The 12238-nt window shown below is 61.9% G+C and carries 11 protein-coding genes and 2 pseudogenes; 5 read left to right on the plus strand and 8 right to left on the minus strand.

Translation table 11 applies throughout. The features are described 5' to 3' along the window. From RHODMAR_RS03920 to RHODMAR_RS03930, 3 genes and pseudogenes are all read right to left on the minus strand, one after another. On the minus strand, positions 1–717 hold the full coding sequence (locus RHODMAR_RS03920) for an alpha/beta hydrolase family protein (RefSeq protein WP_008711500.1): 717 nt from the start codon (positions 715–717) through the stop codon (positions 1–3). Then, the gene (locus RHODMAR_RS03925; RefSeq protein ID WP_008711502.1) at positions 718–1263 is read right to left on the minus strand and encodes a PadR family transcriptional regulator; all 546 of its coding nucleotides are present in this window, start codon (positions 1261–1263) and stop codon (positions 718–720) included. Between the two features lie 55 nt (positions 1264–1318). Beyond that, positions 1319–1994 (minus strand): annotated as a pseudogene (locus tag RHODMAR_RS03930) (glycoside hydrolase family 25 protein). Between the two features lie 230 nt (positions 1995–2224). Here RHODMAR_RS03930 and RHODMAR_RS03935 point away from each other — a divergent pair. Then, complete coding sequence (locus RHODMAR_RS03935) at positions 2225–2911, plus strand: thioesterase domain-containing protein (RefSeq protein ID WP_008711505.1); 687 nt, start codon at positions 2225–2227, stop codon at positions 2909–2911. Positions 2912–2918: 7 nt separating this feature from the next. On the opposite strand, the gene ggh is transcribed toward RHODMAR_RS03935, so the two are convergent. Beyond that, positions 2919–4256, minus strand: coding sequence for a glucosylglycerate hydrolase (gene ggh, locus RHODMAR_RS03940; RefSeq protein WP_008711506.1), 1338 nt, complete (start codon positions 4254–4256; stop codon positions 2919–2921). Between the two features lie 108 nt (positions 4257–4364). Between ggh and RHODMAR_RS03945 the strand changes: the two genes are divergently transcribed. From RHODMAR_RS03945 to RHODMAR_RS03955, 3 genes and pseudogenes are all read left to right on the plus strand, one after another. Further along, a complete protein-coding gene (locus tag RHODMAR_RS03945; protein ID WP_008711508.1) occupies positions 4365–4880 on the plus strand; it encodes a DinB family protein in 516 nt (171 codons plus the stop codon). A gap of 13 nt (positions 4881–4893) precedes the next feature. Next, complete coding sequence (locus RHODMAR_RS03950; RefSeq protein ID WP_008711509.1) at positions 4894–5565, plus strand: SDR family oxidoreductase; 672 nt, start codon at positions 4894–4896, stop codon at positions 5563–5565. Between the two features lie 192 nt (positions 5566–5757). Continuing rightward, a pseudogene (locus tag RHODMAR_RS03955) lies at positions 5758–6925 on the plus strand (integrase). Between the two features lie 37 nt (positions 6926–6962). Here RHODMAR_RS03955 and RHODMAR_RS03960 read toward each other — a convergent pair. From RHODMAR_RS03960 to RHODMAR_RS03975, 4 genes are all read right to left on the minus strand, one after another. Then, positions 6963–8750, minus strand: coding sequence for a hypothetical protein (locus tag RHODMAR_RS03960; RefSeq protein ID WP_042937889.1), 1788 nt, complete (start codon positions 8748–8750; stop codon positions 6963–6965). 169 nt (positions 8751–8919) lie between these two features. Beyond that, positions 8920–9537, minus strand: a complete 618-nt coding sequence (locus RHODMAR_RS03965) for a PIN domain-containing protein (RefSeq protein WP_008711515.1) — start codon at positions 9535–9537, stop codon at positions 8920–8922. Positions 9538–9585: 48 nt separating this feature from the next. Beyond that, positions 9586–10044, minus strand: a complete 459-nt coding sequence (locus RHODMAR_RS03970) for a helix-turn-helix domain-containing protein (protein ID WP_008711517.1) — start codon at positions 10042–10044, stop codon at positions 9586–9588. 321 nt (positions 10045–10365) lie between these two features. After that, the gene (locus RHODMAR_RS03975) at positions 10366–10872 is read right to left on the minus strand and encodes a GNAT family N-acetyltransferase (protein ID WP_008711518.1); all 507 of its coding nucleotides are present in this window, start codon (positions 10870–10872) and stop codon (positions 10366–10368) included. 593 nt (positions 10873–11465) lie between these two features. On the opposite strand from RHODMAR_RS03975, the gene heR reads away from it, so the two are divergent. Then, a complete protein-coding gene (gene heR / locus RHODMAR_RS03980; RefSeq protein WP_042937892.1) occupies positions 11466–12236 on the plus strand; it encodes a heliorhodopsin HeR in 771 nt (256 codons plus the stop codon). Positions 12237–12238 lie beyond the last annotated feature (2 nt).

Here is a 12238-nt window from a genome sequence, read left to right on the forward strand (position 1 = left end):
TCAACGCACCCGGTCGAGAACCCAGTCGATCGCCCTCGTGACCGCATTACGAGACTCGTCGGTGTGATCGAGCATGTCGAATCCATGCCGCCCATTGGGCACGTCGATGATCTCGAGGTTCGCAGCGTGTGCTGCCTGGGCGAAAGCCGCGACACCCGAAACGAATTCGGGGCGATCATGGCCTACCCGAGTGAGCAGAATCGGCAGCGGACCCGAACCGGGGACGGCGAGAGTGGGGTCGAATCGCGGCTCGACCCCCCATTCCGGAAGGGTTTGCAGTACCGGGTACGTCAACGCCACGCATCTCAGCCATGTCGGTGCGTCGGTCAACCAGTCGGCGGACAGTAGTCCGCTCCCGGAGAAGAACCACAACGCAATTCGGTCCGGATCCACCCCCGGCAGCGCCCGCACTTGCTCGAGTCCGCTGGCGATCTCGTCGGCCGCGGCGGCGCACTCGGTCAGCGCTGCCATGTGATGCTCGAGAACCACACCGACTACACCTGCGGCCGCAGCGATCGATCCATATCCGACGAAGACCGGTTGTTCTCGCGGTCGCCATTCGACGCCCGGCGGACGCGGACCTCCGTGGACGAAGACGACAGCGGGCCGAAGAGGACCTTCCCCGCGCGGTTGGTCGATTGCGCGATAGACGTCGAACGAGTCATGGCGTTCGCGCGTTGCGTCGGGCGTAGCCAGCACGAACGGCTGCGGTTCCATTCACTTGCCTCCATCGATGATGCGCTGAAAGTGCTCGATCGCCCAGCGGGCCCAGTCGGCGACTGCATTGTCGGCACGGATTCCGTATTCCGCGGCGAGGTGACCGAAGCCCGAAGGCCCATCGGGAATCAGATCGCGGTGCGGCTCCCGTATGCGGCGCAGTTCTGCCGCCTCCGACTCCGCTTGATCGATGATGCGTGCCAGTACCTCGATGGCGTCCGCGGGCTCCAGGGCCGACAGCAGGAACAAGCGGAGGACATTTTCGTTGCGCACGACCGCTGGACGAATCGGGGCGTCGACCAACCACCGTCGCAGTTCGTCTCGCCCCGCATCGGTGACCGAGTAGGTCCGCCTGCCCCGAGCTCCACGCTCGAGCACTTCGACGTGCCCGGCGGCATCGAGCCGATTCAGCTCCGGATAGATGCTGGTATGCCCGGCTGTCCAGGCGTGCTTGCCGATGCCTTCCGCACTCAGGGCCTCGGTCAGGTCGTAGCCGCTGCGCGACTCGATGGCGAGCAGACCGAGCAGAGCGTGCGGCAACGACATGGGATGATCTTAGATTCCTACATCGACATGTCAATAGTGACAGGTCGAGTCGAGGTCACCAGCGAGCGAGTGCCCGCAACGATTCCGGTGTGCCCCCGTAGTGATTGATGTCGGTACCCCCGTCGATTCCGGGGATCGAGCCGCGATCGGTGTACTGCCAGAACAGCCAGTTGCTCCAACCGCCGGGCAGTGGTCCCAACTCGTCGTTGTAGTCGGCGATCCACAGCGGGTAGTTGTTGAACTCGTGGGTGTCGGCCATGGCCGTCCGCCAGAAGTTGGGGTACGTGTAGATGATCGGCTGCCGTCCGGTCAGCGCCTGGACGGTGTTCAGGTAGCCGGTGCGTCCAGTCGATCAGCTCGGCCGGGGACTTGCCCCTCGCGTCTTCGAGGTCGAGCACCGGCGGCAGATCGCCCGGGCCGTTGATGCCCAGCACCAGCGCAGAGTAGTACGCGCCCTGCAGCTCGGGGGGAAGCGTCACATCGGCGTAGTGGTAGGCCCCGCGAGCCACGGAGGCCGTCCGCATGACGACCGAATCCTCGACGAAGAACGGATTGACGTAGTCCAGACCCTCGGTGGCCTTGACCATCGCGAACCCGTGGCCGGCGGCCTTGACGGTGTGCCAATCGATGGCGGTGCCGTCGATGTGCTGCCAGGACGAGACGTCGGGGCCCTGCGGAACAGCCGAGGCGACTGCCGGCATCGCACAGGTGATGACGCCGACCGAGAGCATTCCGAACAGGACACGCATCGTGCGAGAGAAGACCACCCGGCTGAGGCTATGGGCTATGGACCTGGGCACTCAATGGTGAACAGTCACTAATGCGTTCTGTTCACAGACGTGGTTGAGTCTTCGATAATGAGACGTGGGTAACACTCACGCTGCCGCCGGCGACATACCCAGAGTCGGCACGAACAAACCATACAAACACGAACTACATCTCTCGGCTCGGAGGCGCACCCATGACTGTCGTGAACGATCTCTCGAATCTGGCTATCACGCAGGTCGACCCGTCCGATTACGCAGTGCCGACCATCGCGCCGATTCGCACCGCCGGCAATCTCGATCCCGTCTTCTGCATCCACCCGCTGGTGGGCCTGATCGATTGCTACACAGAGCTGGCAGCTCACGTCGACGACGCCCGGCCCATCTACGGCATCCAGGTACCCGCATCCGGTGAGCTCGCCGAGTCCTTCGAAGCACTGGCACGGCAGTACGCCGACGACATCGTTCGTATCCATACCGACGGTGCCGTGCACCTCCTCGGTCTTTCCTTCGGCGGAGTTCTGGCCCACGCCATCGCTGTCGAACTGCAGAATCGCGGCGTCACCGTCGGCGCATTGACGCTTCTCGACAGCGACCCCGTACGGGCCCGCGCCGAGGGTGCAAATCTCCTCGCGTCCATGGGTGACGAGATCGATCGCAGCCACGCCGAAGAACTGCTGGCCGTCGCCTCGCATAACGACGAGCTGATCCAGCGTCACCTGCCGGGCATCTACTTCGGCGACATCTTGGCGGTCTCGTCCATGGGTACCGACTCCGGGTCCGCCTGGCACCCCTTCGTGTGCGGCACCGTCGCGAAGTACCTCGTGCCCGACGCCACCTCGTTCGACGTCGTCGGCCCGCTGGTCGACAGCTACCTCGGCTGAACCCTCGCTATCCCAGCCAGTCCAGTACGGCCGCAGCTGTCCAGGATTGCTGCATGCTGCCGAGCGGCTTGCCCGTGAACGGCTCGTAGTACTCCGCGAAACTGCCGTCGCTGGCCTGTCGTAGGCCCTCGTCTCGCAACGACAGAGACCGCTCCGACCAACCGCGACGCGCGAACGCCCACGAGAACAACCACGTCATCACCGGCCACACCGGCCCGCGCCAGTACTCACGAGCCCGGAAATCCTTCGAGACCGGGGACGTCGACGGCGGAACCGCGTACCGCAGATCAGGATGCCCGCAGAATCGGGTTCCCTCGAAGATTCGAAGTAGGTTGCGTTCCTGCTCGCGGGGCAAGCCGCCGCACAGCAACGGCGCGAACATCGCGATGGTCTCGGTGCCGATCCACTGTCCGGTCCGCAGATCGAAGTCACGGGCCCCACCCGAGCGCGCGTCCGTCGTTGCAATGACCCCCTTGCGGAACTTCTCCGCCCACGACCGCAACTCCCGAACATCGGAGTGGGGGCGCGAATGGTCCTCCCCGATGGTGGCGAGCACATCGCACGCCACCGCGAAAATGGCGCTGACGAACACGTCCTCGACGGCGAAGCTCATCTTGGTCTTCAGTGCGTCGTCGTCGTAACCGACCTGCTTCATCTCCTCCACCAACCAGATGTAGCGGTCGTACTCGAGGTTGCTGGGCCGCTGGGAGGAGTCGGTGATGACTGCCTTGTCTTCCCGGAAGTACGGATCCATCTGCCCCGGAACCACATTTGCATAGGCCGAATCCCACCGCGGCGAGTTGTCCATCCCCGACTCCCAGCCGTGGAACACCGCGATCCGACCGTTATCGTCCACATCGCGGGCCTGAGCGAGCCACCGATGCCATCGCACCAGGTCGCCCCAGCGTCGATCCAGAAACTCCTCGGCGACGGCACGCGTCGTTCGCCCGTGGCGCTTGGAGTGATCGAGGATGCGTTGCACCGCAATGGCGTGGACCGGGGGTTGCGTGATGCCGGAAGTCTGTGGGCTCATCGGCGCATGGGGGGCGAGGGTGCCGGTGGCCCACCGCGCCGGCCCCGGGAAGTAGCCGTCGACCCCGTTGGCGAACACGATGTGCGGAATCATCCCGTTCTTCCACTGCGCCGAGAGCAACGTGTCCATTTCCACCACGGCACGCTCGACGCTCAGCGGGGCCAGTCCGACCGAGACGAATGCCGCGTCCCAGCTCCACATGTGCGGATACAACCGCGGGGCGGCGCTGGTCATGGCACCCAGATCGTTGCCCCTGAGCAAATATGCCGCGCGAGCCGCCAGCTGCGTGGAAGTGAAACCTCGATCGCCCATGCAGACAGTTTGCGTGCACTCGCCCGATTCCGCTCGTTTCGATTGCGGACCGAAGCTGTCCTGATTGGTCGATAGCGTCAGTTTCACCAGCCAATACAGGAGGAAACAATGGCCACCGAGAACGCAGACATCTCGAGAATGCTCGACGAACAGCGCGCGAACTTCCTCATCACCGTTCGCGACATCACCGAGGAACAAGCCCGCACCCGTACCACCGCCAGCGAGCTGACCCTGGGCGGGCTGCTGCACCACGTCGTCAGCAACGAACGACACTGGATGGCGGTGATCGCGGAGCTGGACGAGACGGCCGAATTCGACATGGCGTCCGCGGGCGGGGAGTACGTCATGGCCGACGACGACACAGTAACGGGGTTGATCGCCGAATGGGAAGAGGCGGCAAGTGCCACCTCGGCCGCGCTGGAGACGTTGGACCTGGACCTGTCCGTCCCGGTCCCAACGGCACCCTGGGCCCCCGAACGCATCTGGCAGAGCGCGCGATTCACCGTGCTGCACATCCTGCGCGAGATCTCCCAGCACGCGGGGCATGCCGACATCATTCGCGAGCAACTCGACGGTGCGAACACCACACAGACCTGGGCAGCCGCGGCGGGGATGAGCTTCTAAGTAGCCTGGCTGTATGACTCGCACTGCGTTGGTGACCGGAGCAAGCCGCGGCCTCGGGGCCCATATCGCCCGACTACTGGCCCCGGATCATCACGTGTTGTTGGGGGGACGATCGGCCGAGTCTTTGGTGCCGATTTCCTCGGAACTGGACGGGTCGACGCCGTGGCCGGTGGAACTGACCGATCCCGACGCAGTAGCAGCCGCCGCGTCGGGCATCGACTCTCTCGACGTGTTGGTACACAACGCCGGAGTTGCCGCATTGGGGACGATCGAGGAGTCGTCCGCCGAGGATTGGCGTCGACAGTACGAGGTGAACGTCATCGCCGTCGTCGAACTCACTCGGCTGCTACTGCCCGCGCTACGCAAAGCGAACGGGCATGTGGTGCTGATCAATTCGGGTGCAGGCATTCGCGCGAACCCGGGTTGGGGCGGCTACGCGGCAAGCAAGTTCGCGCTGCGGGCCTTCGGTGATGCACTGCGACAAGAGGAGCCGACGTTGCGGGTGACCTCGATACACCCCGGCCGCATCGACACCGAGATGCAGCAGGCCGTCGTCGCGCACGAGGGTGGGGAGTACGACGGCTCGAAGTTCTTGCAGCCCAGCACTGTTGCACGTGCCGTGCGCAATGCCATCGATACACCCGCCGATGCTCACCCCACGGAAGTGGTGCTGCGCACCAGGTGAGTGACACTTCGTAGCAGGGACCGAATTTCCGCTCACAACAATGACTTTGATGAGTATGAGTTCGTGGATCGCCAAGGCTCACCCAAAGCACTGACTGGGTAAATTGCATTTTCCGCGCCGTCTGCATCAAAACGCCAGTTCAGCACAGTTTTGCTCTGCAAACATGTCGGTGACCTGCGCTTGGATGCAGATATGGACTCCCGACCAGGCCGAACGCTTGCGGTGACCACCATTGTCGGAGCGACTGAGGTCGTTAGCTGTCGAGCCGGAGATCCCGCCTGCCGTCGCGAAACGGATCGCGGCCGCCGTGCAATCCTCCCGCTCCCAAGGAACACGCAAGACGTACGCCGCGGCGTGGAGACGCTTCACCACCTGGTGCGAGACGAATGGTCACGTGACGCTACCGGCGCATCCGATCACCGTCGCCGCCTACCTCGTCGACGCCGCAGACACCCGAACCGAAACGGGAGAGCGGGCCTACGCGGTTGCCACCTTCGGCACCTGGATCGCGGCGATCAACCACCAGCACCGCACCACCGGCCACCTGTCCCCGTCCGCACACGAACTGGTCACCGCAACCTTGTCCGGGATCCGGCGCGAGTACGCCGCAGCAAGGGACCGCCCTCGCACCCCACGAGACCCGCTATTGGTCGACGACATCAAGCTTCTTGTATCGACGGCGCGGGAGCGGTGTGGGGGCTGGGCGGCCGAGGTTCTCGAACGCCGTGACTCCGCCATCCTGTTACTGGGCTTCGCCGGCGCGTACCGCCGTAGCGAGTTGTCGGAGATGGTGTGCGGGGATGTCACTGTGCATCGTCGCGACGGTCTCCACATCCGGCTGCGGAAGTCGAAGACGGACCAGGAGGGCAGGGGAGCGGTCAAGGCACTGCCTTACACCGACTCTCACGAGACCTGCCCGCCGTGCGCGTACGTCCGCTGGGTGCAGGTCGTCGCCGCATTCGACGCCGGTGGCCGTCCGTCCGTAATCCGACTATTGCGGAAGCGAGATCCGTTCAATGTCCACGTGTGTCGTGGGGGAGTGCCGCGCACCGCCGCCCGCGCACCCTTGTTCCGGGCCATCGCCAAAAACGGCAACCTCGGTGCCACCGCATTGTCCGGGGCCGCGATCCACCAGACCATTCGCCGTCGCGCCGAGCACGCCGGCTTCGACCCCGCCGCGCTCGCCAAACTCGGCGGGCACTCGCTCCGCGCTGGGTTCGTCACCCAAGGCACCCGCAACGGTGCCGATGGATCGGCTATCGCACGGCAGACCGGGCACGCCAGCCTCGACTCTGTCGAGGTGTACCGCCGCGAACATGCACCCCTGGTGGGCAACGCCGTTAACGAGATCGGACTTTGAACAGAGTTGTAGGCGAATAGATCTCGCCGATACCCGTCTACACTCGATTGGCCGTGGATGCGTTGAGACGCGCGTCTATTGCATCGATAAGCTTCGAACGTGCTGCGAACATTCTACGGGGTATCGGACGCTGAATCCCGGCTGCGTCCAACACGTCCTGCAGAGTCGACGGGGGCCGTCCCGTAAGAGTCCGAGTCATCGCTTCGTTCCGCCAATGCCCGATAAGGTCTAGAATGTCGGTGGCCGGCGATCCGTATGCTTCCGCTATTCCCTCCAACAGCTCAAGATCTTGCAGGCGAATTACAGTGGGCGGGTATACCATTCCGGCGCGTGCAAGGTCTTCGAAGATATTTCGAGATCGTTGGATCAGGTCGCCTTCCGTGGTGCCCAGGTTGGGATGGCCGTTTGCCGGCACTACAATTATTGGCAAGTACGCAGAACGTTCAGTAGCGCCGAAATCCGATCGGGAGCGGAGTTGACTGATAGTCTTCGCGATCTGATCACACTTCTTCAGCAGCGACTCTTTTGCGTCCTTCGCGTACTGTTCGATCGTTCCCAGGCCCTGGGCAAATCTGAAGTTCAAGTGATGGTTTGTCGCATCCAACACGAGAAACGCGCCCCTGTCCGAAGTCACAACAAAATCGCAGACCGACGGCTTCTCCCCGCCCTCGACCCATGCTGCTTGCATCTCGCTCTCGTGAACGACGCGCTGCATCGACGTGCTAGAAGCGACGATAGAGTCGATCACGTCTCCCACTGCTCGTTCGAACATGTCGTTCATCGCCAAGCTGAACGACTCTGCGACAGAACCAGGTACGGGCTCACCAAAACAAAAGAACGTTTGCCAGTACAGCTGGGCACCGAAGAAGCGATCGATCGCCCATTGGTACCGGAGCAGGCGGACATTTCCATTGTCGAGTGCCACGAACGGTCGCTCGGTCAGCGTGTACCGCTGATCCGTGACCGAGCCACGAGCACGGTCCTTGGCCAGGCCCTTCTTGAACTCCTTGAGAGGTAATGCCATCTCGCCGAACAACAGATCCACTGCGCCTTCAGTAGCTCCAGCTGCCACTAGCTCTTCTCTGTTGTACTCGTTCCGACCTTGCAGAGCTCTATTGGCGACGATGGTGCCCAGTACGAGAACGTCGATGAGTTCGACCCCGTTGGCTTCCCGAAAGCAGTCTGCCGGCGATGCACCCAGTCGTGGATCTGTGACGCGCTCAGGCCATGGCGAGAACCACATGTTTTGCGTATCGGCTTGCAGCACTTCCAATTTCAGAGGGGCGTTACCCTGAAAGTTGGCGATCTCGTCAAGAGTGATCTGGGCTAGCATGTCGATGCTCTGTTCGAGGTTCATGCCCAGTGCTCTCCGAGCTATTCGCGCTTCGGAGTCCGGCGTGAGCGTCCCGTCCTCGCTGAACTCATTGCGATCGTGTTCGGTGTTGATCGACATGATCAGCCGCAGGACTGTTTCGAGTGGGATCTGGTCAGCGTCTGGATCGGACACGGAATTTTCGAGCGCTTCACGCATCAGCTGTGTCAGCGATCGGGGTGGTATCAAACGGCCGTTGCTTCTGGCCTTGGCCGAAACCGTTGCAGACCATGGTTGCTCGGCGTCATGGAGTAGTGCACGTTCGATATCGCCTTGAGACCAGTCCGTCGTCGTCGCCACGTCCAAGCGTGACTGGATCGAGGCGAGCAGCCCGACTGTTGCGCTTCCGTCGTAGTTGCCGAGGATCGTTCGGCGCTCTGCCTCTTCAATGACCGCAATCCCTGCGTGCGCGCAGACGATTGGGTGGACTTGGAGCCGGAGCTCCTGCTCCATGAAGGTGCGTTCTTGCGGAGTCAGGAGGTCATTGCTGCGCTGGGACGGAATCGGATCTCGACGTCGTGGTGGGCGGTTCTGGTTACGTCGACCAGGTTTGCGGCTCAATTGGTGCTCCTCGGAATCCTTCGTGGACGGAGATCGGTACCGGGTTCACCCATTTCGGCACCTACTGCACCGCGAACGACAAGTCACTCTCTCTGATGTGGCGCAGGACTCGTTCCGCGAACTGGGGAGCCTGAGCTTTTTCTAAACGCTTCGGAAGGGTGGGGTGTTCGTCGTTCGGTCTTGCGTTCTTGCGTCTGAGCCAGTGCGCGAACTGGTACTCGAGCACCTCTGCCACAATCGCGGGCGATGAGTCGTCGACCAGAATGAAGAACTCGTCGGCGGTGTAAACCTCGTAGGGAAGATCGTCCGAAAATCGGACGTCCTTGACGTTCTGACTCAAAATAATGTCGACGTCTCCGTGTACAGCTGCTGCATGCAGGTGTGCGTCTTCGATGTCGCGGTATTCCAGTTTTGGGTCGATTTCGAAGCCGGAGATCATGCCCTCGGGAACGTTGTCGATCAGCTTGCGTCGTACGTCTGTCAGGTGCGCGTCCGAGGCGAAAGGAACTTTCTTCCTGCGGTGGTAGGCGTATTCGGTGACGACGTCTTCGGTCCACTTGATGTCGTACATCGTGCCCCGCGGGTGCCAAGACAGAAGGAAAGTCCAATCGCGAAGCGTCCTGGAGAGCAGGATATTTGCGTCCACCAGGACGCTCATCCCCCCTGTGCTCATACTCATGACGGAAATCGTACAAGCCGAGAAGCGGGTGCCCGTTAACGCGCAAACTCAGTCTTCGTCGAGACCCAATTCGTCTTCGAGATCCCGTACTGCTTCGAACGCCGCGAGACGGGAGCGTCGCTGCGCTTCCTTGTACGACATGACGTCCTCGCTCTTGACGCGCGTGTGGGATCCCACCTTGTGACCCTCGATCGCGCCCTGCGCTATGAGCTTCATCAACGTTGGGCGCGAGATACCGAGCAACTTGGCTGCCGCGGTCGTCGTGAGCTCGTCGGGAACTGTTCCAACAGTCACAGTTCCTCCGCGGCTGACCACTTCCAAAACCTGCCGGATGATCGCGACCAGGTCCGACGGCATGGCCGTCCCGGGGCTCCCGTCACTGTCACCTGCCACGACGATTGCGCCGTGGATCGTCGGCGCTGCTTGAGTGAACTGCCGCGCTTGTTCGACTTCGTGCTGACTGAGGGAGAGAACCGTCCGGTCGTCGCGGGTCAATAACGTGCTCATTCGACTCGGTCCTTCCTGTTTCTCTTTGACTTCGTTTTGCGTCGTCCGATGATAACTACTTTTCACTTATAAGTGCAACATCATTGTTGTTATGTTCCCAGGAGGACGTCTCAACTGCATCCGCCGACCTCAACGGGGCTGGCCATGCAGACCCGTCCCCTCAATGGGCGCGCCAGTGTGTCATGGTTCGCGCGTCTCAGTTCGCGCAACCACCAGCTACGAGTGTCATGCAGCTGGATAGGTGCCCTGTTTCTGGACAAGTCCGGTCAGGACCTGAAGTGCCCTAGCTCCCGTGTTGGTTAGGCGGCCGGATCCTGCTGGCTACCCGGTGTTCCGAGTGCAGCGGTCCATAAGATCCGTAAGGTCACCTCGATGTGAACAGATCTGATGACGAAAGCCGATGCCCGTCGAAGACGTTGCGTCCTCAGTGAATTCATTCATCGACCTGAACAGCGCCAGACTGGCATCGTTGTTGATGTCGACCGAACATTCCACCGTGTGGGCATCGGTGCCCATTGTGGGCAGAACGCTGAGGACCGCATGCATGGTGCGGCGTCCGAACCCCTGTCCACGACGACCAGCTGCCACTGCGCAGATCACACCCAACGAGGCCGGGCCGTCGACATCAGGGACATGGGCGTTGCCACCCACCATCAGGGTCCGCCCCGCCAACCTCCGACGTAATTCGCCTCCTACGAAGGCGACTGGGTCGCCGCCGTCATATCCAATCCAGGCGTAGCTTCCCAGCCGCAATCTGTGGCCGCCATCGCTTGCACTTCCGACGGTGTCGAGTCCCCCTGCGAAACATTCGAAGTCGAACTCACTCATCCACTGTCTAACCTCCGGCGTTCGATACCACTGAGCCACTACAGATAGATCAGCTGCACCAGCATGGGCACGTTCAACTCGAAAAGCATCACCAGTCACGACGCGAGACGATAAAGCATCAGCGCGCAGTCGCAGAACGTACGAGCGTCAGAACACAGACCAGAGCGTCAACATATCTTGACGGTGCGGTAACTGTGATAAGCGCACCGTTCGCACTTGAAGACCACGAGACAGCTGCAACTACGCATAGCTGCGGCGGAGACAATGCCCAGTCACTCCTCCGTACGACGTGACCATAAGACTGAGTGATTTCGACGCGAGATCATCGTTCTCCCAGTCCTGCTGCTCTCGATACGCTCCGTCTACATCGCGACCCCCTCCGTCATCGGCTTCTGCCTCGATCGGGAGCCTGTTCCTCGTAGTAGAGCGGACCCGCGTCGACGCACTGACCCCCTGGCGAGTGGTCCGATGAGCATCGGATCTACCTGCCGAATCCCTGGCCGTTTTCTGCGTGGATCTCGCCCATACGGACGTCCCCGGTGGTCCGCCATGCGACCAAGTTTGGTTTCGGGCATTCGGGGCATCAAACCGTCATGAACACCAGCGCAGTCAGCGACGCAAGCTTGCCCGGGTTGCGAAAATGGAGCATCGGTCTGACCGTTCTACACGCGGTCCAGGCCGTCGTAATACTCGTGCTGGGCGGCAGTTTCGCAATTACCGTCACGTCCGCGTTCCCGACGGGCCCGCCGGGTGCGCCGGCGTCCGCCCCCGACGCGTTGTTCGACGTTCGGATCTCCGTCGCGATCGCTGTGTTCCTCGCGCTCGCCGCACTCGACCATCTCCTCACTGCCACCGTGCTTCGCGATCGCTACGAGACCGATCTTCGCGAAGGCCTGAACCGGTTCCGGTGGATCGAATACTCCGTCAGTGCCACGATCATGATCATTTTGATTTCGTTCTACACCGGCATTACCGGCATCTCCTCGGTGGTGTTGATCATCGGCGCGAACGTAGCAATGATTCTGTTCGGATGGCTACAAGAAGTAATGAACCCGCCCGGCCGCGCGGAGACGACCATGCTGCCGTTCTGGTTCGGGTGTGTCGCCGGTGCGGCGCCGTGGGTGGCGATCATCATCAATTTGATCGGCTCGGCAAGTAGCGGCCAGCTCCCCGGTTTCGTGTGGGGCATCATCGTCTCGTTGTTCGTGTTCTTCGTGAGTTTCGCGCTGAACCAGTGGCTCCAGTACCGACGCATCGGTAAGTGGGCCGAGTACGCGTACGGAGAAAAGGCCTACCTGGTGCTCAGTCTGGTAGCGAAGTCGGCGCTCGCATGGCAGATCTTCGGTGGTTCACTTGCCGGCTGAAA

The organism is Rhodococcus sp. AW25M09, from assembly GCF_000333955.1.
Lineage (GTDB): Bacteria > Actinomycetota > Actinomycetes > Mycobacteriales > Mycobacteriaceae > Rhodococcoides.